Here is a 23,479-nt window from a genome sequence, read left to right on the forward strand (position 1 = left end):
CAGGCCATTCCATGGAGTGGATGGCTTGTAGATTGCCAGCGAATTCATGATCGGGAGACGAGCGTGACGACAGTGATCGACGGGAAGAAGGCAGCCGCATCGGTGATCGAGGCCGTGAAGGCTGCGGCGGCGGGACTTGAGGTTGAGGCCGGTGTGAAGACCGGACTTGCGGTCGTCATCGTCGGGGACGATCCGGCCAGCCACGCCTATGTGAGCTCCAAGAGCAAGATGGCCAAGGAGTGCGGCTTCAAGTCGGTCCAGCACACGCTGCCGGCGGAAACGACGCAAGATGAGCTGGCAAGGCTCGTCCAGTCGCTGAACGACGATCCCTCCATCCACGGCATCCTCGTCCAGCTGCCGCTGCCGAAGCATCTCGATTCGGATGACATCATCCAATCGATCAAGCCGGAGAAGGATGTCGACGGCCTGCATGTCGTCAATGCCGGCAAGCTTGCAACCGGCGATCTCGAAACCGGACTGATCTCCTGCACGCCGGCCGGCGCCATGCTTTTGGTACGTTCGATCCACGGCGAGGACCTGTCGGGTCTGAATGCGGTCGTCATCGGCCGCTCCAACCTGTTCGGCAAGCCGATGGCGCAATTGCTGCTCAATGCCAATGCGACGGTGACGACAGCACATTCGCGCACGAAGGATCTCGCCTCCGTGGCAAGAGGCGCCGATATTCTGGTGGCGGCTGTGGGACGTCCGGAGATGGTGAAGGCCAACTGGGTGAAGCCTGGTGCCACCGTCATCGATGTCGGCATCAACCGGATCGCGGCACCCGAGCGCGGCGAGGGCAAGAGCCGGCTGGTGGGCGATGTCGCCTATGGTGAAGCCTCCGAAGTCGCCGCCGCCATCACGCCGGTTCCGGGCGGTGTCGGCCCGATGACGATCGCGATGCTGATGGCCAATACCGTCATCGCTGCCCATCGCGCTGCAGGTAAGAAGCCGCCGAAGTTTTAAGCCGGTGCAACGCCGGTCGAGGCGCGCACGATCAATTCGGCTTTCCATAATTCCTGTGCCGGAAATGTCTCCGTATGCTTGATTTCGCCGATCAGTCGTTCGGCGATGCGCACGCCCGCTGCGCGCAGCGATGAGCGCGTGGTCGTCAACGGCACGGTGAAGTTTTCCGGCTTGAGCAAGGTCAGCACGTCGTCGTGGGCGATCATCGATATGTCTTCGCCCAGTTTCAGCTTTGCCTGATTGATGGCGCGAACGGCGCCGAGCGCCAATACGGTACTGGAGCAGAGCACCGCAGTCGGCCGCTTGTCCTTTTCCATTTGCAGGATGCGCTCCATGGCTAAGAGGCCCTGTTCATCCGTCATCGGCGTATGGCTGACGCAGGCTTCGTCGAGCGCCAGGCCACGCTCGGCAAGGGCTGCATCCATGCCGTTCTTCCGGCGAATGGCGAAATCGAAATAGATCGGGCCGTTCAAAAGGGCGAAGCGCCGGTGTCCGAGCTGCAGCAGCAGCTTCGTGGCGTCGTAGAAGGCGGCTTCATTGTCAATGTCGAGGAATGGATAGTCGGGCTCGGAGCCGATGGAACGTCCATGCACCAGGAAGGGCATGGATAGAGACTTCAGCATCTCCAGGCGCGGATCGTGACCACGCATATAATTGACGAAGAGGGCATCGACATTGCCGCTGGCCGCCAATCGCCTGAGGGCGCCGACTTCATCGTTCGGATCCGCAGGCGTCAGGACGAAATGGAAATCGTGCCGCAAAGCCTCTTCTCCCAGCCCCGTCAGGAACTCGCTGAAATGCACGTCCGAAGAGTTGCCGGGCGAGGTTGGCATCACAAGTCCGATCGAGCCGGCCTTGCCCGTCGCAAGTCTTTGGGCTGCCTTGTTGGGCCGATAGCCGGTTTCGCGAACCGCTTTGAGAACGCGTTCGCGAGTTTCGCGATTGACTTCCGGATATCCGTTCAATGCCCGGCTGACTGTCGTCTGCGACAGCCCGAGCATCTGCGATAGCTGTTTCAGATTCACGGTATTCCAGCTCCTCCCACTGCACGCCGCCAAGATGCCGAGACAACCTCCTGAAAAGCCCCAGGCTTCCAAAGCGCTTTCAATTATGTAACAGGAGAAGTGCGTGAGACAAGATAAATAGCAAAAAATCGATCTGTATTCCATGTTGCAGCGCGAGAATTGCTGTGTACATCCGCCAAAATCTGAAAATCGCTTGACTTTAGCCCGCGCTCAATGGATGAGAGAGGTAGCCAAAGCGCTTTGAGGAATGGAGCGCGTAGCACAAGACCGTGTTTGGGCTCATGGGTTTCGTTATTTGGGAGGACAACGCATGAAAAAGATGTTCTTGATGACCGTTGCTGCCGCTGCCTTGGTGGCTGGCACGGCGATGGCGGCCGATCTGAAGTTCCAGCCCGGCCAAGACTCCAAGTTCAACTGGAAAAGCTACGACGAGTTCAAGTCGGCGCATGCCGACCTGAAGGGCGAGACGCTGACTATCTTCGGCCCCTGGCGCGGTGAGGACGAGGCTCTCTTCACCAGCGTCCTCAACTATTTCACCGAAGCGACCGGCGTGAACGCCAAATATTCGTCCTCGGAAAACTACGAGCAGCAGATCGTCATCGACACGCAGGCCGGTTCGCCGCCGAACGTCGCTATCCTGCCGCAGCCGGGTCTTCTCGCAAACCTTGCCAGCAAGGGTTATCTGACGCCGCTCGGCGATGATCTCGCAAGCTGGGTCAAGACCAATTACGGTGCCGGCGACAGCTGGGTCGGCTACGGCACCTATAAGGGCAAGGATGGCAAGGATGCCTTCTATGCCTTCCCCTACAAGGCCGATTTGAAGTCGCTGGTCTGGTACGTTCCGGAAAACTTCGAGGAAGCCGGCTACAAGGTCCCGACGACCATGGAGGACCTGATCAAGCTTTCGGATCAGATCGTCAAGGACGGCGGAACCCCTTGGTGCATCGGTCTCGGTTCGGGCGGCGCGACAGGCTGGCCGGCAACCGACTGGGTCGAAGATCTGATGCTGCGCCTGAATACGCCACAGGATTACGATCACTGGGTCGATAACTCGCTGAAGTTCAACGACCCGAAGGTCGTTGCGGCGATCGAGGAATTCGGCAAGTTCGCGAAGAACCCGAAATATGTTGCCGGCGGCGTTGCAGCTGTCGCCTCGACCGATTTCCGCGACAGCCCGAAGGGCCTCTTCACGGTTCCGCCGAAGTGCTACCTGCACAAGCAGGCATCCTTCATTCCGTCCTTCTTCCCGGAAGGCACCAAGCTTGGCCAGGATGCGGACTTCTTCTACTTCCCGCCCTCCGCCGCGCATCCTGAACTCGGCAAGCCGGTTCTCGGCGCCGGCACGCTCGCTGCCATCACCAAGGATTCGAAGGCTGCACGCGCCTTCGTCCAGTTCCTGCAGACGCCGATAGCCCAGGAGGTCTGGATGGCCCAGTCCGGCTTCCTGACGCCGTACAAGGCCGTCAATACCGCGGCTTATGCCAACGACACACTGCGCAAGGAAGGCGAGACCCTGACCACGGCCACCACGTTCCGCTTCGACGGTTCCGACCTGATGCCGGGCAAGATCGGTGCGGGTTCGTTCTGGACCGGCATGGTGGATTTCGTCGGCGGCAAGTCTGCTCAGGATGTAGCCGATAGTATCCAGAAGTCCTGGGACGCCATCAAGTAAGACATCATAGCCCTATCGCCGCCGGCAACTCGCCGGCGGCGCCATACTGCATATGACGACGCGCCCTTCAGCGCGGCCGATGCCCGACTGATGGACAAAAGCAGATAATTCGGGGAGGGAAGGGATGTTTTCGCAGATCGTATCGGCGATTGGCGCCATGATATTCGGCGTTGCCATTTGCGCCGCTTATTTCTGGTTTTCCAACAAGCTTTTGGACTTGATCTTTCCCGCAAGGGAAGGGGACGACGTTCATCGAGCGGCGGTCAACCTTCGCCGCCGCGGTCTCATCCGCCCCTGGCTGTTCCTGGGGCCGGCACTGTTCCTGCTCGTCGTCTATCTCGTCTATCCCGTCGTCGCGACCTTCATCCTGTCTTTCTATGGCCCGGACGGCAGCAAGTTTGTCGGCGGCGCCAATTATCTCTGGGCGCTCAACGACACCGAATTCCGCCAGTCGATCTTCAACAACATTCTCTGGCTTGCCGTCGTGCCGGCCGCCTGCACCTTCTTCGGTCTCGTTATCGCCGTCATGACCGACCGTATCTGGTGGGGCAATATCGCCAAGGCCGTCATCTTCATGCCGATGGCGATCTCTTTCGTCGGCGCGTCCGTCATCTGGAAGTTCATCTATGAGTATCGCGGCGGCACCGACACGCAGATCGGTCTTTTGAATGCCATCGTCCAGCTTTTCGGCGGAACGCCGGAAGTCTGGATCACCATCCCCCTCTGGAACAACTTCTTCCTGATGGTCATGCTGATCTGGATCCAGACCGGTTTTGCCATGGTCATCCTCTCGGCGGCTCTGCGCGGCATTCCGGAGGAGACAATCGAAGCGGCCGTCATCGACGGCGCCAATGGCTGGCAGATCTTCTGGAAGATCATGGTGCCGCAGGTCTGGGGCACGATTGCCACAGTCTGGACCACCATCACCATCCTCGTCCTCAAGGTGTTCGACATCGTTCTCACCATGACCAATGGTCAATGGAACACGATGGTGCTCGCCAATCTGATGTTCAACTGGATGTTCCGCGGCGGCGGCGACAGCGGCCGAAGCGCCGTTATCGCGCTCGTCATCATGGTCGCGGTCACGCCGATCATGATCTGGAACATTCGCCGTGCAAACGCTGAGACGAAGGGGCGCTGACATGATTGGAAATCTCGGTCGCATCGGCCCCGCTCGCATCTTCGTTCATGCCGCGGTGCTGCTCATCGTCCTTCTCTGGCTATTGCCGACGCTCGGTATCTTCGTCACTGCGTTGCGTGATAAGGACCAGATCGTCGCTTCCGGCTGGTGGACGGCCTTTGCCGGTTCCTCGCGCACGACGGCTGCCCGTCTCGACGGTCCGGACAAGGCAAAGCCGGACGGCGCAAATTTCGTGATATCAGGCACTCTCGCCGTCGAAGGCGGCGGCAAGATCCAGTCCTTCGGCCTGCGCGTGCAGGAGCCGGCAGCCTATAAGGCAGGCTCGCCAGCCGAGTTGGAAAATGGCGAGACGCTGACGATCAACTCTGATGGCAGCTATCGCTATCAGAAGAACGGCGCGTTTGGAGCGGATGCCCGGGCCAAGCGCGTCTATTTGACAGTCGCCACGCCGCCGCAATTCACGCTCGACAACTATCGCAACGTGCTGGGCGGGGAGGGGATCGGCCAGTCCTTCATCAATTCGCTGACGGTGACGATCCCGGCGACCGTCATTCCGATCCTGATCGCCGCCTTTGCGGCCTACGCACTGGCCTGGATGGAATTTCCCGGCCGCGCGATCCTGATTGCGCTTGTCGTCGGCCTGATCGTCGTGCCGCTGCAGATGTCGCTGATCCCGCTTCTGCGCATCTATAACGAAATCGGCCAGTTGTTCGGCGTGTCGTCAAAGACCTATCCCGGCATCTGGTTGGCGCACACGGCCTTCGGCCTGCCGCTCGCCATCTATCTGTTGCGCAACTATATTTCCGGCCTGCCCAAGGAGATCATCGAATCCGCCCGCGTCGACGGCGCCAGCGATTTCGATATCTTCGTCAAGATCATCCTGCCGTTGTCCTTCCCGGCGCTCGCCTCCTTCGCGATCTTCCAGTTCCTCTGGGTATGGAACGACCTCCTGATCGCGATGGTGTTCCTCGGCACCGACAAGGATCACCTCGTCCTGACGGCCGCTCTCAACGCGTTGCTCGGCTCGCGCGGCGGTAATTGGGAAATCCTGACGGCATCGGCCTTCGTCACCATCATTATTCCGCTCCTCGTCTTCTTCGGTCTGCAGCGCTATCTCGTGCGCGGTCTGCTCGCCGGGTCGGTGAAGGGGGGCTGATCCAAAATCATATTATCCAGACGGGACCCATTCAGCATGAGCATTGCCCTTCAATCGGCTTTAGAAGTTGACAAGGACTGGTGGCGCGGCGCGGTGATCTATCAGATCTATCCGCGCTCCTACCAGGACTCCAACGGTGACGGCATTGGCGATCTCAAGGGCATCGCCGTTCGCCTGCCGCATGTCGCGTCGCTCGGCGTCGACGCGATCTGGATTTCGCCGTTCTTCACCTCGCCGATGCGCGATTTCGGCTATGACGTCTCCAATTACGAGGACGTTGATCCGATCTTCGGCTCGCTGGCCGATTTCGATGCGATGGTGACGGAAGCTCATCGCCTCGGCATCAAGGTGATGATCGATCTCGTGTTGTCGCACAGCTCGGACCGTCATCCCTGGTTCGTCGAAAGCCGCTCGAGCAAGGATAACCCTAAGGCCGATTGGTATGTCTGGGCCGATGCCAAGCCGGACGGCACACCGCCCAACAACTGGCTGTCGATCTTTGGCGGCTCTGCCTGGGCGTGGGATCCGACCCGCATGCAGTACTACATGCACAACTTCCTGACCTCGCAGCCGGATATGAACCTGCACAATCCCGAAGTGCAGGATCGCTTGCTTGACGTCGTCCGTTTCTGGCTCGACCGTGGCGTCGATGGCTTCCGTCTCGACACCATCAACTTCTATTTCCACGATAAGGAATTGCGCGACAACCCGGCGCTGGAGCCTTCGCGGCGCAACGCCTCCACAGCGCCGGCCGTCAATCCCTATAACTTCCAGGAGCATCTCTACGACAAGAATCGTCCCGAGAACCTGGAGTTTCTGAAACGCTTCCGCGCCGTGCTCGACGAATATCCGGCGATTGCCGCCGTCGGCGAAGTCGGCGATAGCCAGCGCGGCCTCGAAATCGTCGGCGAGTACACATCCGGCGGCGACAAGATGCACATGTGCTACGCCTTCGAATTCCTCGCGCCGGACGCCCTTTCGCCGGATCGCGTCGAAGAGGTGATGAACGACTTCGACACGGCAGCTCCGCAAGGCTGGGCCTGCTGGGCCTTCTCCAACCACGACGTCGTGCGCCATGTCAGCCGCTGGGGCAATCTGGTGGCCGACCGGGATGCCTTCGCCAAGCTCTATGCGGCGCTGCTGCTCACCCTGCGCGGTTCGGTCTGCCTCTATCAGGGCGAAGAGCTAGCGCTGACGGAAGCCGATCTTGCCTATCAGGATCTGCAGGATCCCTACGGCATCCAGTTCTGGCCGGAGTTCAAGGGCCGCGATGGTTGCCGCACGCCGATGGTCTGGGATAGCCAAGTGGCGCAGGGCGGCTTCTCGACGGTGAAGCCCTGGCTGCCGGTGCCGGTCGAACACATTCTGCGCGCCGTCAGCGTCCAGCAGGGCGATGAAAATTCGGTGCTGGAGCAGTATCGCCGCTTCCTCGCCTTCCGCAAGCAGCACCCGGCTTTCGCCAAGGGCGAAATCGCCTTTTCGGAGCCGCAGGGCGACGTGCTGATCTACACCCGCACTTATGCCGGCGAGACCATTCTCTGCGTCTTCAACATGAGCCCTGTCGAAACGCTGGCAACCTTGCCTGATGGCAATTGGCAGGCGTTGACGGGACATGGATTTACCAGCAACAACTACGGCAACAAGATCGATATTCCGGCCTGGGGCGCCTGTTTCGCGCGTCTTGCCTGACCTTTGGGAGGAGGAAGCATAATGACTGGACTTGTTCTGAAGGATATCAAGAAATCCTACGGCAGCGTGCACGTGCTGCACGGGATCGATCTGGAGATCAACGAAGGCGAATTCATCGTCTTCGTCGGCCCCTCCGGCTGCGGCAAGTCCACCTTGCTCAGGATGATCGCCGGGCTGGAGAGCATCACCGCCGGGGATATGATGATCGCCGGGCAGAAGGTGAACGAAGTGCCGCCGTCACGGCGCGGCATCGCCATGGTCTTCCAGTCCTATGCGCTCTATCCGCATATGACCGTCTACGACAATATGGCCTTCGGCATGCGGATTGCCGGCGAAAGCAAGCAGGAGATCGACCGTCGTGTGCGGGCGGCGGCGGCGAGCCTGCAGCTGACCCAATATCTCGAACGTCTGCCGAAGGCACTCTCGGGCGGTCAGCGGCAGCGCGTTGCCATCGGCCGCGCCATCTGCCGCAACCCCAAGGTCTTCCTGTTCGACGAGCCGCTGTCCAACCTCGATGCCGCCCTGCGTGTGGCGACCCGCATCGAGATCGCCAAACTCAGCGATTCGATGCCCGAGACGACGATGATCTACGTTACCCATGACCAGGTGGAAGCCATGACGCTGGCCGACCGTATTGTCGTGCTGTCGGCCGGCCGGGTCGAACAGGTCGGCGCTCCCCTTGAACTCTACGAGCGCCCGGCCAACCTGTTCGTTGCAAAATTCATCGGCTCGCCGGCCATGAACATCATCCCGGCAACGGTAACCGAAACAGGCGCTGCGACGACGGTGACACTGACCGGCGGCAAATCGGTAACGCTTGATGTGCCGACAGAGGCCTCCGAAAAGGGCAAGACCGCTAGCTTCGGCGTACGTCCGGAAGATCTTCGTCTCGCGACGGGTGATGATTATCTCTTCGAAGGCGAGGTTTCCATCGTCGAGGCGCTCGGCGAAGTGACGCAGCTCTATATCGAAGGCCTCGTCGATGGCGAGCCGATCATCGTCAAGATCCCCGGCATTGCCGATATTCATCGCGGCCAGAAGATGCGTTTTGCCGCCGACCGTCAGAAGCTGCATCTTTTCGACGCCAGCGGCCACTCTTATCGCAAGTAGGCGCTTACCGGATGCCCCGGCCCAAGTAAAAATGAACAACAAAATTCATCTTGGGCCGGCGCACTCAAACCTTCTGTTAAAGACCGGCTGATAGTCTCCTCTTCATAATATACTTCAGGGGTCTACCAAGATGGCCGCGTTCGGCAGAGCTAATTCAGGTCAGCATTTCCTTAACAAGGAAGAATCCTTCATGTATGACCGCGAAGTGCGGTTTCGCATGGAAGACACCATGAATGCCGCCCGCCTCGAATACACTGAAAAGGGCGTGATGAATCTTGCATCGCGCCGCTGCGATATTATCCGTATCTCGCAGAGCAGCGCGGTTCTTGCGATCCTCACCCAGTATAATTTGCCGAAGCAGTTCTATCTGGATATTCCTGATGCCCGTATCAGCAAGGTCGGCTGTGTGCTGATGAAGGTCTTCTCCAACAACACGGTGGAAGTTCGTTTCCTGCGGCTTCTCACGGAGAAGGAAATGAACAAGATCTTCGTCTACAGCACGCATCCGGCCCACAAGAACCGCGTGCTCGACATCAGATCCTGATCAACGACCCACAAGAAGCGGCTTAGCGCTGCGTTCGGCTGACGGATCAGATTTCCGTGCGCCATTTTGCGAGCGCATCCTCAAGATACTTGATCAGCGGCAGCCTGCCATTTTCCTGCAGCCATTTGTTGACCGAGAGGCGAAGCGGGCTCACTCCGATCATCGAAACCAGCTGCAGACCGTCGCGGTCCCTGGTCGGAAACAATTCGCACAGGGCTTGGTAGGCGATTTGCTCAAGCTGCAAAGAGTTGCCCCGCGAACGGGCGCGCAAGGTCTCGCTTTGACGTAAAAGCTTGGCAGTCTCCAGAAGCCGCGGCGCTTCCGCCTCGATGCGGGCCACAAGTCCCAGCGTGGCTTGATGAACGACCTCGAGCGGACGCCCGGCTGAGGCATTCTCCATGATGCCAATCCGCAGTGCGTCCATATATCGGCGCTGATGCGCCAGAAGAATATCGTCCTTGCTTTTAAAGTAATAAAAGAAAGTCCGGCGGGAAATCCCGGCCGCAGCCGCAATCTCGTCGATCGTCGTTTCCTGATAGCCTTTCGCGAGAAAGGATTTCATTCCGACGTCCGCTATGCGTTGAAAGGTCAGGCGGCGCTTCTGTTCGCGCAGCCCTTCCGGCTTTGAGGTTGCATTATGCATCCGGGCATTCTGGCATGAGTCGCAACGCCGCTCAAATCATCGCCATGCGCTGCGGGCCGTTCTCGGTAATCTCAATCTCTGGTGAAATAAATTCTTCGCTTCGCTCTTCGATTGCCGCAAATTGGCCGATATTAATATTACACTCAGTGCGATATTTAATGACGATGCTGATGTTCATAACCCGGTGCAGGAGCACAAACATCCATGCCAGCCAATGCAATCTCAAATCACGATGGAAGTAAGACCTATGGTCCATCTGCCGCTGAAAGCCATCGGAGGGCTGATATGTGGTCGATGGCCCTGCTGATGAGCCTGCTGGGCGGTTGCGCCTCCGCGCCGCTGGATCGGGCGGGATCTTTGCGGTCCTATGAAGGGCTGACCCGATCGGACGGGCTGGTCGCACACTCGCTTCTTAGGGTAAGCAAGGACGATGTTCTTGCGGCCAAGACTGTGAAGATCATTCCCACCGCCTTTTCGATGCGCGCCGAAAGCGCTGCTTTCACACCCAAACAGCGCGATCTCGTCACCAATGCCGTCGATAGAGCGCTTTGTTCCGGATTGAGTGAACGCTTCGCCGTCGTCGGTCTATCTGAGCCGGCGGATTTGACCGTTCGCGCCGTCGTGACGCAGGTGAAGGCAACCAATGCAACTGCCGTCGGGGTCTCGAAAGTTGCCTCCGTGGGCAAGAGCGTGTTGCTGCCGGGTGTACCGGTGCCCGTCCCCCGTATTCCGATCGGCATGGGCAGCCTCTCGCTCGAGGCGGAGGCTTTCAATCCCCAGGGTGTACAGAAGGCTGTCATGATCTGGGGACGTGGTGCAAACGCATTCTTTGATTCGGGCACCATCGCCAAGGAAGGGGATGCCTATAGCCTCGCCGCCAAATTCGGTGGCGATTTCAGTAAGATGCTGGTCAAGGGCAAGACGCCGTTCGGCGCGGCGCCCTCCTTCCCATCCAGGGCGAAATTGGCGTCACTCGTCGGCCGGGCACCGAAATACGACGCCTGCAAGGTATTCGGGAAGTCGCCGGGCGTGACAGGCTTCGTGGGCGGGCGCCTCGGCCTTCCGCCGGCATGGACGGACAAGGCTCCGCCGGAAGCAGGAACTGCAGCATCCAAAGCTCCCTGATCAGCCTTCGATGCGGTCCTGCCGAAATCCGGCGGACAATCTCAGTGGCGGAACAGGACGCTTGCACCCTGATCCGCCGGTCCCGCGGCGTGGCGGAACGGAACGAAGAGCTCCCGGCCCATACCGAATTCATTCTCCGAGAGATCGGCCACGACCGGCTCGCGCTCCGCCATATCGGCGGCATCGACCAAGACCTCCAGCGTACCGGCAATCGCATCGATGCGGATGATGTCGCCTTCCCTGATGCGGGCGATCGGACCGCCCTCGATGGCTTCCGGCGTCACATGGATGGCGGCCGGGACCTTGCCCGAGGCGCCTGACATGCGGCCGTCGGTCAAGAGCGCCACGCGGAAACCGCGATCTTGCAACACGCCGAGCGCCGGCGTGAGCTTGTGCAGCTCGGGCATGCCGTTGGCCTTCGGTCCCTGGAAGCGGACGACGGCCACGAAATCGCGGTTCAGCTTGCCGTCCTTGAAGGCCTGTTGCATTTCCAGCTGATCGTGGAAGATCACGGCCGGCGCTTCGATGATGTGACGTTCCGGCTTGACGGCGGAGATCTTGATGACCGCCTTGCCGATATTACCACGCAGCATCTTCAGGCCGCCATTGCTCTGGAAGGGCGTGTCGATGCTTGCCAGCACCTTCGGGTCGTGGCTTTTTTCCGGAGCGGGTTCGCGCACGACATTGCCGTCGGCGCCGAGCTTGACGTCGATGGAGTAGCTGCCAAGGCCCTGGCCGTAGACGGTGCGCACGTCGTCGTGCAGCAGCCCCTTCTTCAGGAGCTCCTTGATGAGGAAGCCCATGCCGCCGGCGGCGTGGAAATGGTTCACGTCGGCAAGCCCGTTCGGGTAGACGCGGGCAAGCAGTGGGATGATGTCGGAAAGCTCGGAAATATCCTGCCAGGTGAGCACGATGCCGGCCGCGCGCGCCATGGCGACGATGTGCATCGTGTGGTTCGTCGAGCCGCCGGTCGCATGCAGGCCGACGACGCCGTTGACGATCGAGCGTTCGTCGATCATCTCGCCGGCCGGTGTGAACTCATTGCCCATGGCGGTGATGGCGAGCGCGCGCTTGGTCGCCTCGCGCGTCAAGGCTTCGCGCAGCGGCGTGCCGGGATTGACGAAGGAGGCGCCCGGCATGTGGAAGCCCATGATCTCCATCAGCATCTGGTTTGAATTCGCGGTACCGTAAAAGGTGCAGGTGCCGGGACCGTGATAGGACTTCGATTCCGCTTCCAGCAATTCGGCGCGGCCGACCTTGCCTTCTGCATAGAGCTGGCGCACGCGCGATTTCTCGTCGTTCGGCAGGCCCGAGGTCATCGGCCCGGCCGGAATGAAGACTGCGGGCAGATGGCCGAAGGAGAGGGCGGCGATGACGAGGCCGGGGACGATCTTGTCGCAGACGCCGAGGAAGACGGCCGCATCGAACATATTGTGTGACAGGCCGACCGCCGCCGACATGGCAATCAGGTCGCGCGAGAAAAGCGAGAGCTCCATGCCCGGCTGTCCCTGCGTGACGCCGTCGCACATGGCCGGCACGCCGCCGGCAACCTGGGCAATGCCGCCCGCTTCGGCCGCCGCTTCGCGGATGATCGCAGGATAGGTCTCGAAGGGCTGATGCGCCGAGAGCATGTCGTTATAGGAGGTGATGATCCCGAGATTGGGCACCTGGTCTCCCGCCAGTGCGTCCTTCTCGGTGGGGGAACAGATGGCGAAGCCATGCGCAAGGTTGGCACAGCCTAGCACGGAGCGCTGCGCTCCCTTGGTTGCAGCACTGCGCAGGCGGTCCAGATAGCGCTCGCGCGTCGGCTTCGAGCGCTCGACAATACGTGCGGTAATCGCTGATATGCGGGCGTCAGCGGCCATGGTCGATCTGCCTCCGTCTGTTCTGCGCGGTGCCCTTGATATCTGCTTCGCCAGAGGGCATGGCGCGGGGTCTAAAAGTCAATGCTTTGCCGCTGCGCCCGAGGGGCACATGGCGCAGCACAGGTTGCTGTGTCTGTCAGGGTTCGATGACCAGGCCTTCCGGCCGTATCATGGAGCCCAGTAAATCTCGACCGGGGAAGCCGCCCGGCGCAGCATGGCGCGGATCGGCATCTCGGTTTCTTCGCCCGGCGCTTCGGCCTTGGCCAAAACATCCTTCTTTCCTTCTCCCTCGATATGGAGCACCAGCAATCGGGCATCCTGAAGGCTGGAGAAAGTGAACGTCAGCCGCGGCTCGCCGGCACCTTCCGCTTCCATCGTGATGATACCACGCGGGGTATTCGGATCGAGTGCGGTCTTGAGATTGCTGCCGCCCGGAAAAAAGGAAGCTGTGTGGCCGTCATTGCCCATGCCGAGGATGGCGACATCGAAGGGATGGCCGATAGCCTTGGTCTTTTCGGTGGCAATGACCGCGGCCTCCTCGACGGAAGCCGCAGCCTGATAGAGCGGAAGGAATTGGGCAGCCGCCGCCTTGTCCTTCAGCAGGTTTTCCTGGACAAGCAGGTGGTTCGAACGCGGATTGTCCGCCGGCACGAACCGCTCATCGACGAGGGTGACCGTCACCTTGCCCCAGTCGATCGAGTGCGATGACAGCGCTTGGAAAAAGGCCTTCGGCGTCGAGCCGCCGGAGACCGCGATGCTTGCGGAGCCGCGGACGGTAATCGCAGCCGAAAGCGTTTCGGCCACCTTGTCCGCGAGCTTGCCGGCGAGTTCGGCACCATTGGCAAAAGCATGCATGTTGGCTGTCATCGTTGTCGTCCCGGTTTAGATATCGTCGTGCCAGGTGCGGCCGTCACGCTCGATGAGCGCAATGGCCTGGCTCGGACCCCAGGTGCCGGCCGTATAGCCCTGCACCTGCTGGCCGGCGTGTTCCCAACCCTTGAGGATCGGGTCCACCCACTTCCATGCGGCTTCCACTTCGTCGCGGCGCATGAACAGCGTCTGGTTGGAGCGGATGACGTCCATCAGCAGGCGCTCGTAGGCATCCGGATTGCGGACGTTGAAGGCAGAGGCGAAGCTCATGTCGAGCGAGACGTTGCGCAGGCGCATGCCGCCCGGACCCGGGTCTTTGATCATCAGCGACTGCTTGACGCCTTCGTCCGGCTGCAGGCGGATGATGAGCTGGTTGGCGACGATGCGGCCGGCGGCCTGATCGAAGATGGTGTGCGGAATGTGCTTGAAGGTGATGACGATCTCCGACATGCGGCCGGCAAGGCGCTTGCCGGTGCGGATGTAGAAGGGAACGCCCGCCCAGCGCCAGTTGCCGATCTCGGCCTTGATGGCGACGAAGGTTTCGGTGTTGGAAACGCCGCCTTCCAGCTCGTCGAGGTAGCCCTTGACCGGGCCACCTGCCGAAGCGCCGGCGCGATACTGACCACGAACGGTCGCCTGCTCGACGTTCGAAGCGTCGATCGGCTTCAGCGCGCGCAGAACCTTGAGCTTCTCGTCGCGAACGGCTTCCGAATCCATGGAGGAGGGGATTTCCATTGCGGTCAGGCAAAGCAGCTGCAGGATGTGGTTCTGTACCATGTCGCGCAGGGCGCCAGCCGTGTCGTAATAGCCGGCGCGGCCTTCGAGGCCGACCGATTCCGCCACCGTGATCTGCACGTGGTCGATGTGGTTGGCGTTCCACAGCGGCTCGTAGAGGGCGTTGGCAAAGCGCAGCGCCATCAGGTTCTGCACGGTTTCCTTGCCGAGATAATGGTCGATGCGGAAGATCTGCTCTTCCTTGAAGACCTTGCCGATGGTGTCGTTGAGCTGCAGAGCTGAGGCAAGATCGCGGCCGATCGGCTTTTCGACGACGATGCGGGTCTGTTTGGTGATCAGCTTGTGATCGTGGATCTTCTGCGAGATGTCGCCGAAGATGCCCGGAGCGACAGCGAGATAGAAGGCGCGCACGCGCTCCTTGCCTTCGTCCAGGATCTTCTTGAGCTGATCCCAGCCGGCATCGCTGCGAGCGTCGACGGGCACGTAGAACAGGCGAGCCAGGAACTTCTTGACCTCGGCGTCGTCATATTCGCCCTTCTTCAGGTGTTCCTTGAGGGCGGCATCTGCAAATTTGCGGTATTCTTCATTGGAAAGCGCGCTGCGCGAAGCGCCGATGATGCGCGTCGGCTCGGAAAACTGGCCTTCGACCTGACGATGGTAAAGAGCGGGCAGGAGCTTGCGTTCGGCAAGGTCGCCGCTGCCGCCGAAAACGACATAATCAAATGGTTCAACGGGAATGATCTGGCTGCTCATGAGCTATCTCTCAATCGGTCTTGGTTGAGGCCCCTTTTAATCTAATCGATTTAAAAAGGCCAGTGTGCATCGCAAAAATCAGATGCGGCTTTTTAGAGCGGATTGCCGGCGGAAGAAATCATCCTCCGGTTTTTAAAACCTGTCGCGCAACGCAAACCACGAGAGCGCCAGGAACAGCAGAGGCGCCCGCATGCGCGCACCGCCGGGGAAGGGCGGTATGCTCAGCTCTCTGAAGAGATGAAGTTCATCCGCGTTCCCGAGAACCGTTTTCGCATAGAGTTTACCGCAATAATTTGACAGCATCACCCCATGGCCGGAATAGCCGCCGATGGAAGTGACACCCGGCATGACCTCGCGCACGAAGGGCTGCCTCGGCATGGTGATGCCGACCGAGCCGCCCCAGGCATAATCGATGCCGATATCGCCGAGAGCCGGATAGATTTCGGTGATCTGCCGACGGATGTGCTGCGTTATGTCGCGCGGATTGTCCGCCGTATAGGCCTCGCGCCCGCCGAACAGCAGGCGGCCATCCTTGGATTTGCGGAAATAGCGCACGACGAATCGCGAATCGGCGACGGCCTCGTTGCCGGGCAGCACCGCCGGAAAGCGATCGAGCGGTTCGGTCGCACCGATGAAGGAGCGGATCGGCATGACGTGACTTGCCGTCACCGGCTCCAGATTGCCGATATAGCCGTTGCAGGCGATCAGCACCCGGTCGGCTGTGATCTCGCCGCCATCCGTTTCGACGATCGTCTTGCCGCTGGCTTGCCGAAAACCCTTCGCCTTGGTCATTTCAAAGAGCGACGCACCGGCCTCGGCCGCGACGCGGGCAAGGCCGATGAGCAGTTTCAGGGGATGGATATGGCCCGTGCCCGTATCCCGAACACCATAGAGATAGAACGACGACCCCAGCCGCTCCTGGGTTTCGGCCTCATCCATGAACCTCATGTGAGGATAGCCATAGCGGGTCGCTGCGATCTCCGCACTGTCCATATAGTCACGCTTGTAGCTGCGCTTGTGCGTGACATTCATCTGGCCGGGCAAGAAATCGATGTCGATGCCATGCTCGGCGGAGAAATCGAGAAGATGCCGCTTGGCGTCCTCGGCCAGATCGAACAGGGCTTTGGAGCGTTCATAGCCGATCTTCTCTTCCATCTCTTCCGGCCACCAGCGCTGGCCGGTGCCGAGCTGGCCGCCGTTGCGGCCGGAGGCGCCGTCGCCGAAGCGGTTGGCATCGATCAGCACGACCTCCGCGCCACCTTTGGCAAGATTGTAGGCGGCCTGAAGACCGGTATAGCCGCCACCGATAATCGCGACATCCGCGCGGCGCGAGCCGTCGAGCTTCGGATAGCTCGCACGCGGGCCAACGGTCGCCTGATAGAAGGAAAGACCCGGTGCGATCGGGCTCTGCCATGTTTCCTGCAATGTCATGGGCGATCTCCTTCACACGTTGAGCAGAAGGAATTCCCGCTCCCACGGGCTGATCACCTGCATGAAGGTTTCGAATTCGCCACGCTTGACGCCGGCATAGATGTCGATGAAGTCCTTGCCGAGCACCTCCTCGAAGGCCGGCTCGTCCTCAAGCAGCGCAATGGCTTCCAGAAGGCCGCGCGGCAGGTCGATCGAGCCTTCATTGGCCGAATCCTCGGTCGGCGCGGTGGGTTCCACCTTTTTCATGATGCCGAGCAGGCCGGAGGCGAGCGAGGCGGCGAGCGCCAGATAGGGATTGGCGTCGGAGCTCGGCAGCCGGTTCTCGACGCGCCGGGCCTGCGGATCGGAAACGGGAACGCGGAAGGCCGTGGTGCGGTTGTCGTAGCCCCAGGCGTTGTTGACCGGGCACGACATGTTCGGCGCCAGCCGTCGATAGGAATTCACATAGGGCGCGAGCATGGCGAGCGCATTCGGAACGTAGCGCTGCATGCCGCCGATGAAATGAAAGAACTCCTGCGAAGGGCTGCCGTCCGGATTGGTGAAGACGTTCTTGCCGGTCTCGATGTTCACGACCGACTGATGGATATGCATCGCCGAGCCGGCCTGGCTCTGCATCGGCTTGGCCATGAAGGTCGCGTAGATGCCGTGCTTCAGCGCCGCCTCGCGAATGGTGCGCTTGAACATGAACACCTGGTCGGCCAGTTCGATCGGGTCGCCGTGGCGCAGGTTGATCTCGAGCTGCGCCGGACCCTCTTCATGGATCAGCGTATCGATCTCGAGGCCCTGCTTCTCCGAGAAATGGTAGATGTCATCGATCAGTTCGTCGAACTCGTTGATGCCGGCGATCGAATAGCCCTGCCCGCCGAGGATCGAGCGGCCGGAGCGGCCCTTCGGCGGGTGCAGCGGATAGTCCGGATCGTCATTCTTGGCGACGAGATAGAACTCGATTTCCGGCGCCACCACGGGCTTCCACCCGCGCTCGCGATAGAGCCCCATGATCCGCTTCAATAGATTGCGCGGCGTGTAGGACACCGCATGTCCCTCGGAATTGACGATATCGCAGATCACCTGCGCCGTCGGATCGCTCTCCCAGGGCACGACCGAAAGCGTCGAAAGGTCCGGCACCAGCTTCAGATCGCTGTCGCGCGGTTCGTAACGGAAGCTTTCGGTTTCCTCCGGATACTCGCCGGAAATCGTATGGCGATAGATCGCCGAGGGCAGCGCCAGCGACGTGTTGGAGGTGAATTTCGACGTCGGCATCATCTTGCCGCGCGGCACGCCGGCGAGATCAGGCGTGATGCATTCTATGTCCTCAATCCCGCGTGCCCGCAGCCATTGCGCCGCTTCCTTCCAGTTTGCCACGCCGCGTGCCGATCTCAGAGAAGGAGGTACTGTAGGAGCTTTCGAGACGGGTATGGAAGCTTTCAGCGGGGTCTTTCTCGCGGGCATAAAACACCGTATTTGGGTTGATCGACGACTGCATCATAACTGCAGTTTGCCAATTGGCGAGGGGGAAACCGCTCGGACTTTCGCCGTATGATGGAAACATGACGAGAGAGCGCGGCGAAGAATAAAGGGCTAAAGCGTGGCTGGCAGATATGATGTGATCGTCCTCGGTGCGGGTGCGGCAGGCATGATGTGCGCCATCCGCGCCGGCCGGCGCGGGCGGTCCGTCCTCGTGCTTGATCACGCCGCGGCGCCGGGCGAAAAGATCCGCATTTCCGGCGGCGGCCGCTGCAATTTCACTAACATCCATGCCGGCCCGAAGAACTTCCTCTCCGCCAATCCGCACTTCGCCAAATCGGCGCTCGCCCGTTTCACACCGCAGGATTTCATCGCCATGGTCGAACGCCATGGCATCGCCTGGCATGAGAAGACGCTCGGCCAGCTCTTCTGCGACAACAGCGCCAAGGACATCATCCGCATGCTCACAGACGAGATGCGCGAAGCGGGCGCGCAACTGCGATTGCGAACGGAAATCGGTGATATCGAGCAAATTGCCGGCGGTTATCGCGTCAGCACCTCGGAAGGCGCCTTCGAAGCATCCTCGCTGGTCCTCGCTACCGGCGGCAAATCCATTCCCAAGATGGGCGCCACCGGCTTTGCCTATCGCATCGCCGAGCAATTCGGGTTGCCTATAGTCGAAACCCGACCAGGCCTCGTGCCGCTGACACTCGATCCACAATTGCTTCAGCGCCTCGCGCCGCTTTCGGGCATTGCTGCGCCCGCCGAGATCCGCCATGGCAAGACGGCGTTCCGCGAAGCCCTGCTCTTTACCCATCGCGGCCTCAGCGGCCCCGCCATCCTGCAGATTTCCTCCTATTGGCGGGAGGGTGAGGAGATCACGGTCGTGATCGAGCCCGACATCGATGTGTTTGCGCTTCTCAAGAAAGCCAAGCAGATGAATGGCCGACAATCGGCGCAGACCGTTCTTGCGGAAATCCTGCCGAAGCGGCTGGCCCAGCATGTCGTCGAGAACGAAGGCATCTCTGGCAACATGGCCGATCAATCCGACAAGCGCCTGCAGCAGCTCGCGGCAGCCATCCAGTCATGGAGCGTCAAACCCTCGGGCTCCGAAGGCTATCGCACGGCGGAGGTGACGCTGGGCGGCATCGACACGAACTGCCTCGATTCGCGGACGATGCAGGTAAAGACCATTCCCGGCCTCTTCTTCATCGGCGAATGCGTCGATGTGACCGGCTGGCTCGGCGGCTACAATTTCCAATGGGCGTGGGCTTCCGGCCATGTCGCCGGCGAGGCGGCCTGAATTGACCTTGCCAACAGGCCGCGAAACGGGCAAAGAGCACCTCCAGCGCGAAAATACTCAATGGAGACAATCATGACGTTTAAGGCTCTGATATTCCGCGGCACAGTTCTTTCAGGTATCGTTACGGCCATGGCGATGCCACTTGGCACGCTTGCCGTCACGGCGTCCGATGCGAGCGCTGCTTCTGCGCAGTGCAAGAAGCTGGATCCAAACGGTCAGGATGCGGGTGGCGATACGAATTTCGCCATTGCGATCCGCGACAAGAAAGGCGATGTCGTCAAGAAGATGCTGGCATGCGGCGCCAAGCTGGACATGAAGACGACGGAGGGCTGGTATCCGCTCCATACCGCGGCCTATTACGGTCCTCCCGAAATGATTGATTTGCTGGTTTCCAAGGGCGCCAACGTCAACGCGCCCGGCGATTACGATGGCTGGACACCGTTGCACATGGCGAGCCAGCAGGATGATCCGGCCGTCGTCAAGGCATTGTTGAAGAATGGCGCCGACAAGACCATCAAGTCTGCCTCCGGCAAGACGGCTGCGGAAACGGCGACGGATCCTGCAATCGCTGCATTGTTGAAGTAGCGCGCTTCGGCCACAATTCCCGCATCTATTACGGTTAGCCGCGAGGCTTGCGGCTAACCTCTGGTTTTCACGTTTTCTTTTCCTACATTTCTGTTTTGTATATTGCCTGTTGCGAAAACGGCCCTTTGCCGGTTATCGTGTCAGTGCGAAAATGGGAATATACTCATGAACAGAACACATCGTCGCGCCCGCGCCATTGCAATCGCCCAGACCCGTGACAATGCCAAGCTTCTGGCGGCAAGACTGTTGATGTTGGCGACCGGCGTGACAGCCGCTTGCATCGCTTATCTTGCCGTACGCGGCTTCTGAGTACAGCCGCCCCATTGTTCCTGGCTGCCGCCCCGCGGCAGCGTTGGCTCGCGCATATAGATAGGCCTTATCGCCCGCTTTTCAGCGCTTGGTTGTATGCTGTGGGTCGCATTACATCTTTATCTGAAAATTAATTAATCGCCCACACAATCCTACTCAATTTCTTGGGGCGCTCCACCGCAAGCTGGAGCCGAAGCAATGATTGCTTCCTGACTTATACTCAGGAACCCCGCCTGCGGATATTTCAAGAACGATGGTTATACATCCGGTCAGCGCCGAGGCGGCGTCGACGGGGGAGCGGTGTGAGGTCTGGGCCAAAATGTTCATTGACAAGATATTGTCGCGTTTCAACATCAGGACGAAGGTTCTGATATTCGTCCTGCCGTTCGTCATCAGCATTTCTGCCGTGGGCCTTACCGGGCTTTATGCGTCGGGCCTGCTTCAGGGACGTATGGAGATTTCCAACAGCGTCCTGCAGTCCTTGACCGGGTTCAAGAACCTGTATGGTTCCATGGATGATTTCCTGCGCATCACCAACACTCGCCAGCGCGACAAGCTCCTTGAAGACATCAAGTCGCAGCAGAGCGTGCTCAATTCGACGCTGAGTCAGCTCGCTCCGGAGGCGGAGGGCCGCGACAACCTCACCGAAGCGACGACAAAGACCGCCGACATGTCCAATCTCGTCGGCAGGCTGTGGTCGCTGCACGAACAGGAACTGTCCTTGCGCAAGACGATCGACGACGGCCAGCGCGCCCTGATCAGCGCCCGCTTCAACGTCAATTTCAACAGCCAGCAGCTTGAAGACCAGATGCGCAAGGATCAGGCTGATGCGACCTCGACCCTGCGCTCGGCCGATCGGTTGCTGAAGGGCGGCGACCTGCTGGTTGCCGTGGCGCAAGACTTCAATAATGCGGCGACGCCGGCTGACAAGGTCAAGCTTCTCAAAGATCGTCTGCCGGATCTGAACAAGGCGCAGCGGTCGATTGACCTCGCATTGCCGCAGAACCAGAAGAGTGTCGTCCAGTCGCTGACGGGCACAATCAAGGATCTCGCCGCCTTCACCGAGAGCACCGATGCTCCGACCGACGACACGATCACCAATATCGGCCGGCTGCTCTCGCGCTTCCGCCAGACCTCGACCTACACGCAGCTGACGGCGACGCAGATGATGCGCCAGGCGACCACGACCTTCGTGTCCCTCGACGCTCGCGTCGCACAGACCAATTCGGTTCTGCAGGACACGCGCCGCCTGCAGGATTCCATCTATTCCCTGCAGCTCGTACTGGCGGATTTCAACGCCAATACCAACAAGGACAATCTCGTCCGCCTGCGTCAGGAAGTCTCCAAGCTCGGCGGCGATATCGATACGCTGAACCAGAGCGCCAAGAGCATGGATTTTGCTGGCGACATCGACTCGGCCATTCGTCCGGCGATCAAATCGATGGATGACGCCGGCGGCAAGCTGGTCGATACAATCAACCAGCGGATTGCCGAATATGCCGGCGCCCGCCAGCAGCTCGATCAAGTCTGGGGCCAGCTCACCGCCTTCGCCGAGACGCAGAAGCAGAGCGCCGGCAGCGAGCGCAACCAGGCAAATTCCATATCCATCCTGGCAACCGCACTCGGCATCATCCTCTCCGTTGCTGGCGGCATCGCGCTCGTCCTGACCCTGCAGCGACCGATCGGCCAGATCACCGCCGCCATGCGCCGCATCGCTGACGGTTTGCTCGAAACTTCGATCTCCGGCGAGCAGCGCCGCGACGAAATCGGCGATATGGCCCGAGCCCTTGGCATCTTCAAGGAAAACGCCATCTCGAAGATCCGTATCGAGGAACAGAGCGATGAGGAGCGTGCGGCCGCGGAGCACGAACGTCAGCGCAACGACGCCGAAAAGCGTGAGCTCGACCGGCAGATCGACTATGCCGTCAGCGAGCTTGCTGCCGGGCTCGAGCGCCTTGCCCAGGGCGATATTTCGGCAACGATCGAAACGCCGTTCATTGGCCGTCTCGAACAGCTTCGCCAGGATTTCAACAGCTCGCTATCACGTCTGCAGCAGACGCTGAGCCAGGTGCGCGACAATGTCGAGATGATTCAGAGCAACGGTAACCAGATGGCTGCTTCTGCCGAGGCTCTGTCGAAGCGCACCGAGCAGCAGGCGGCGTCTCTCGAGCAGACCGCCGCGGCCGTTGACGAGATCACGGTCACCGTCCGTTCGTCCGCCGAACGTGCCAAGGATGCGGATGCCATCGTGCGCGAAGCCAAGCGCAGCGCCGATGACAGCTCTGTTGTTGTCGGCAACGCCATCGACGCGATGACCCGGATCGAAGATGCATCCCGCAAGATCGAGCAGATCATCGGCGTCATCGACGAGATCGCTTTCCAGACCAATCTCCTGGCGCTCAATGCCGGCATCGAAGCCGCCCGTGCCGGCGATGCCGGTAAAGGTTTCGCCGTGGTCGCCATGGAGGTGCGCGAGCTGGCACAGCGCTCGGCCGCTGCCGCCAAGGAGATCAAGGGTCTCATCAACAAGTCGACCGAGGAGGTCAGTTCCGGTTCGCAGTTCGTGCAGGAGGCCGGCTCGGTACTTGCGCAGATCAGCAGCCAGATCGTGACGATCAGCCAGCATGTGGAAATGATCGCCCGTGCCAGCCACGATCAGGCAAGCGCCCTGCAGGAGGTCAACTCGTCGGTCAATCACATGGACCAGATGACGCAACAGAATGCCGGCATGGTTGAAGAAACTACCGCCGCCAGCCGGGAGCTTGCCGCCGAGGCCGATGCTTTGCTGCACCTCATTCAGCAGTTCAAGATCGAGGCTGGTTACAGCGCGAATTACATGCGCGAGCAGGCGGCAGCCTGACTGCAGCGATTATTGCCACTGCAGGCGGATCGGCCGATTTCCGGCCGGTCCGCCTTTTTCATTGCCTTGCGTCGGATGCCCGAGCCAGCAAATATCCGCTCAATCCATATGAAGAGCCACGGCGGTTCGAGCCCGTAGTCGAGGTAGAATAGATCCTCGTCGCAGCGCCATTGCTCTTCGCGCGCCAGACTTTGGATTTCTATGGCTTTCGCCAGGGCCATGCTGTCCATCATGGG

21 protein-coding genes are annotated in these 23,479 nt (G+C 60.3%); 12 read left to right on the plus strand and 9 right to left on the minus strand.

The window, feature by feature from the left end:
- The first annotated feature begins 63 nt into the window (after positions 1-63).
- Entirely contained in the window at positions 64-963 is a 900-nt protein-coding gene (folD, locus tag RTCIAT899_RS03450) for a bifunctional methylenetetrahydrofolate dehydrogenase/methenyltetrahydrofolate cyclohydrolase FolD (RefSeq protein ID WP_015338835.1), read from the plus strand.
- Here folD and RTCIAT899_RS03455 read toward each other — a convergent pair.
- Positions 960-1,988: a substrate-binding domain-containing protein gene (locus RTCIAT899_RS03455; RefSeq protein WP_015338836.1), complete on the minus strand. Its 1,029-nt coding sequence runs from the start codon at positions 1,986-1,988 to the stop codon at positions 960-962. The two genes, folD and RTCIAT899_RS03455, sit on opposite strands and share 4 nt — an antisense overlap.
- A 310-nt stretch (positions 1,989-2,298) precedes the next feature.
- On the opposite strand from RTCIAT899_RS03455, the gene RTCIAT899_RS03460 reads away from it, so the two are divergent.
- The 6 genes from RTCIAT899_RS03460 to RTCIAT899_RS03485 all read left to right on the plus strand — a co-directional run bounded on the left by RTCIAT899_RS03460 (position 2,299) and on the right by RTCIAT899_RS03485 (position 9,300).
- Positions 2,299-3,660 carry an ABC transporter substrate-binding protein gene (locus RTCIAT899_RS03460; RefSeq protein WP_015338837.1) on the plus strand — a complete coding sequence of 454 codons (1,362 nt, stop codon included), beginning with the start codon at positions 2,299-2,301 and terminating at the stop codon, positions 3,658-3,660.
- 124 nt (positions 3,661-3,784) lie between these two features.
- Positions 3,785-4,801 (plus strand): carbohydrate ABC transporter permease, encoded by a 1,017-nt coding sequence (locus RTCIAT899_RS03465; protein ID WP_015338838.1) that lies wholly within the window; start codon positions 3,785-3,787, stop codon positions 4,799-4,801.
- A gap of 1 nt (position 4,802) precedes the next feature.
- Entirely contained in the window at positions 4,803-5,957 is a 1,155-nt protein-coding gene (locus tag RTCIAT899_RS03470; RefSeq protein ID WP_015338839.1) for a carbohydrate ABC transporter permease, read from the plus strand.
- Positions 5,958-5,993: 36 nt separating this feature from the next.
- Complete coding sequence (bglA, locus tag RTCIAT899_RS03475; RefSeq protein WP_015338840.1) at positions 5,994-7,646, plus strand: beta-galactosidase BglA; 1,653 nt, start codon at positions 5,994-5,996, stop codon at positions 7,644-7,646.
- Between the two features lie 21 nt (positions 7,647-7,667).
- Positions 7,668-8,756 (plus strand): ABC transporter ATP-binding protein, encoded by a 1,089-nt coding sequence (locus RTCIAT899_RS03480; protein WP_015338841.1) that lies wholly within the window; start codon positions 7,668-7,670, stop codon positions 8,754-8,756.
- A gap of 190 nt (positions 8,757-8,946) precedes the next feature.
- Positions 8,947-9,300 (plus strand): hypothetical protein, encoded by a 354-nt coding sequence (locus RTCIAT899_RS03485; RefSeq protein WP_015338842.1) that lies wholly within the window; start codon positions 8,947-8,949, stop codon positions 9,298-9,300.
- 46 nt (positions 9,301-9,346) lie between these two features.
- On the opposite strand, the gene RTCIAT899_RS03490 is transcribed toward RTCIAT899_RS03485, so the two are convergent.
- Entirely contained in the window at positions 9,347-9,862 is a 516-nt protein-coding gene (locus RTCIAT899_RS03490) for a TetR/AcrR family transcriptional regulator (protein ID WP_244441438.1), read from the minus strand.
- A 112-nt stretch (positions 9,863-9,974) separates the two neighbouring features.
- Positions 9,975-10,121 (minus strand): hypothetical protein, encoded by a 147-nt coding sequence (locus RTCIAT899_RS33470; protein ID WP_154660793.1) that lies wholly within the window; start codon positions 10,119-10,121, stop codon positions 9,975-9,977.
- Between the two features lie 107 nt (positions 10,122-10,228).
- On the opposite strand from RTCIAT899_RS33470, the gene RTCIAT899_RS03495 reads away from it, so the two are divergent.
- Complete coding sequence (locus tag RTCIAT899_RS03495) at positions 10,229-11,068, plus strand: DUF3313 domain-containing protein (RefSeq protein ID WP_015338844.1); 840 nt, start codon at positions 10,229-10,231, stop codon at positions 11,066-11,068.
- 41 nt (positions 11,069-11,109) lie between these two features.
- On the opposite strand, the gene edd is transcribed toward RTCIAT899_RS03495, so the two are convergent.
- The 5 genes from edd to RTCIAT899_RS03520 form a co-directional block, all read right to left on the minus strand.
- Positions 11,110-12,933 (minus strand): phosphogluconate dehydratase, encoded by a 1,824-nt coding sequence (edd, locus tag RTCIAT899_RS03500; protein WP_015338845.1) that lies wholly within the window; start codon positions 12,931-12,933, stop codon positions 11,110-11,112.
- 168 nt (positions 12,934-13,101) lie between these two features.
- Positions 13,102-13,800: a 6-phosphogluconolactonase gene (pgl, locus tag RTCIAT899_RS03505; RefSeq protein WP_015338846.1), complete on the minus strand. Its 699-nt coding sequence runs from the start codon at positions 13,798-13,800 to the stop codon at positions 13,102-13,104.
- 15 nt (positions 13,801-13,815) lie between these two features.
- On the minus strand, positions 13,816-15,291 hold the full coding sequence (gene zwf / locus RTCIAT899_RS03510; protein WP_015338847.1) for a glucose-6-phosphate dehydrogenase: 1,476 nt from the start codon (positions 15,289-15,291) through the stop codon (positions 13,816-13,818).
- Between the two features lie 132 nt (positions 15,292-15,423).
- Positions 15,424-16,722: an NAD(P)/FAD-dependent oxidoreductase gene (locus tag RTCIAT899_RS03515; RefSeq protein ID WP_015338848.1), complete on the minus strand. Its 1,299-nt coding sequence runs from the start codon at positions 16,720-16,722 to the stop codon at positions 15,424-15,426.
- 12 nt (positions 16,723-16,734) lie between these two features.
- Positions 16,735-18,171, minus strand: a complete 1,437-nt coding sequence (locus tag RTCIAT899_RS03520; RefSeq protein WP_041677220.1) for a glutamine synthetase family protein — start codon at positions 18,169-18,171, stop codon at positions 16,735-16,737.
- Positions 18,172-18,355: 184 nt separating this feature from the next.
- Between RTCIAT899_RS03520 and RTCIAT899_RS03525 the strand changes: the two genes are divergently transcribed.
- The 4 genes from RTCIAT899_RS03525 (at position 18,356) to RTCIAT899_RS03535 (ending at position 23,243) form a co-directional block, all read left to right on the plus strand.
- Complete coding sequence (locus tag RTCIAT899_RS03525; RefSeq protein ID WP_051043249.1) at positions 18,356-19,489, plus strand: BaiN/RdsA family NAD(P)/FAD-dependent oxidoreductase; 1,134 nt, start codon at positions 18,356-18,358, stop codon at positions 19,487-19,489.
- A 72-nt stretch (positions 19,490-19,561) separates the two neighbouring features.
- The gene (locus tag RTCIAT899_RS03530; RefSeq protein ID WP_015338851.1) at positions 19,562-20,074 is read left to right on the plus strand and encodes an ankyrin repeat domain-containing protein; all 513 of its coding nucleotides are present in this window, start codon (positions 19,562-19,564) and stop codon (positions 20,072-20,074) included.
- A gap of 165 nt (positions 20,075-20,239) precedes the next feature.
- The gene (locus tag RTCIAT899_RS33735) at positions 20,240-20,383 is read left to right on the plus strand and encodes a hypothetical protein (protein ID WP_015338852.1); all 144 of its coding nucleotides are present in this window, start codon (positions 20,240-20,242) and stop codon (positions 20,381-20,383) included.
- Positions 20,384-20,702: 319 nt separating this feature from the next.
- Positions 20,703-23,243 carry a methyl-accepting chemotaxis protein gene (locus RTCIAT899_RS03535; RefSeq protein ID WP_041677221.1) on the plus strand — a complete coding sequence of 847 codons (2,541 nt, stop codon included), beginning with the start codon at positions 20,703-20,705 and terminating at the stop codon, positions 23,241-23,243.
- On the opposite strand, the gene RTCIAT899_RS03540 is transcribed toward RTCIAT899_RS03535, so the two are convergent.
- Positions 23,216-23,476 carry a hypothetical protein gene (locus tag RTCIAT899_RS03540; protein ID WP_041677222.1) on the minus strand — a complete coding sequence of 87 codons (261 nt, stop codon included), beginning with the start codon at positions 23,474-23,476 and terminating at the stop codon, positions 23,216-23,218. The two genes, RTCIAT899_RS03535 and RTCIAT899_RS03540, sit on opposite strands and share 28 nt — an antisense overlap.
- Positions 23,477-23,479 lie beyond the last annotated feature (3 nt).

It is taken from the genome of Rhizobium tropici CIAT 899 (assembly GCF_000330885.1).
Lineage (GTDB): Bacteria > Pseudomonadota > Alphaproteobacteria > Rhizobiales > Rhizobiaceae > Rhizobium > Rhizobium tropici.

Bases quoted from the DNA above. Each gene is read 5' to 3' on its own strand.
- RTCIAT899_RS03460 (WP_015338837.1), top strand. From the start codon at position 2,299: ATGAAAAAGATGTTCTTGATGACCGTTGCTGCCGCTGCCTTGGTGGCT.
- RTCIAT899_RS03465 (WP_015338838.1), top strand. From the start codon at position 3,785: ATGTTTTCGCAGATCGTATCGGCGATTGGCGCCATGATATTCGGCGTT.
- RTCIAT899_RS03470 (WP_015338839.1), top strand. From the start codon at position 4,803: ATGATTGGAAATCTCGGTCGCATCGGCCCCGCTCGCATCTTCGTTCAT.
- bglA (WP_015338840.1), top strand. From the start codon at position 5,994: ATGAGCATTGCCCTTCAATCGGCTTTAGAAGTTGACAAGGACTGGTGG.
- RTCIAT899_RS03480 (WP_015338841.1), top strand. From the start codon at position 7,668: ATGACTGGACTTGTTCTGAAGGATATCAAGAAATCCTACGGCAGCGTG.
- RTCIAT899_RS03485 (WP_015338842.1), top strand. From the start codon at position 8,947: ATGTATGACCGCGAAGTGCGGTTTCGCATGGAAGACACCATGAATGCC.
- RTCIAT899_RS03490 (WP_244441438.1), bottom strand. From the start codon at position 9,862: ATGAAATCCTTTCTCGCGAAAGGCTATCAGGAAACGACGATCGACGAG.
- RTCIAT899_RS33470 (WP_154660793.1), bottom strand. From the start codon at position 10,121: ATGAACATCAGCATCGTCATTAAATATCGCACTGAGTGTAATATTAAT.
- RTCIAT899_RS03495 (WP_015338844.1), top strand. From the start codon at position 10,229: ATGTGGTCGATGGCCCTGCTGATGAGCCTGCTGGGCGGTTGCGCCTCC.
- edd (WP_015338845.1), bottom strand. From the start codon at position 12,933: ATGGCCGCTGACGCCCGCATATCAGCGATTACCGCACGTATTGTCGAG.
- pgl (WP_015338846.1), bottom strand. From the start codon at position 13,800: ATGACAGCCAACATGCATGCTTTTGCCAATGGTGCCGAACTCGCCGGC.
- zwf (WP_015338847.1), bottom strand. From the start codon at position 15,291: ATGAGCAGCCAGATCATTCCCGTTGAACCATTTGATTATGTCGTTTTC.
- RTCIAT899_RS03515 (WP_015338848.1), bottom strand. From the start codon at position 16,722: ATGACATTGCAGGAAACATGGCAGAGCCCGATCGCACCGGGTCTTTCC.
- RTCIAT899_RS03520 (WP_041677220.1), bottom strand. From the start codon at position 18,171: ATGCCCGCGAGAAAGACCCCGCTGAAAGCTTCCATACCCGTCTCGAAA.
- RTCIAT899_RS03525 (WP_051043249.1), top strand. From the start codon at position 18,356: ATGATGTGCGCCATCCGCGCCGGCCGGCGCGGGCGGTCCGTCCTCGTG.
- RTCIAT899_RS03530 (WP_015338851.1), top strand. From the start codon at position 19,562: ATGACGTTTAAGGCTCTGATATTCCGCGGCACAGTTCTTTCAGGTATC.
- RTCIAT899_RS33735 (WP_015338852.1), top strand. From the start codon at position 20,240: ATGAACAGAACACATCGTCGCGCCCGCGCCATTGCAATCGCCCAGACC.
- RTCIAT899_RS03535 (WP_041677221.1), top strand. From the start codon at position 20,703: ATGTTCATTGACAAGATATTGTCGCGTTTCAACATCAGGACGAAGGTT.
- RTCIAT899_RS03540 (WP_041677222.1), bottom strand. From the start codon at position 23,476: ATGATGGACAGCATGGCCCTGGCGAAAGCCATAGAAATCCAAAGTCTG.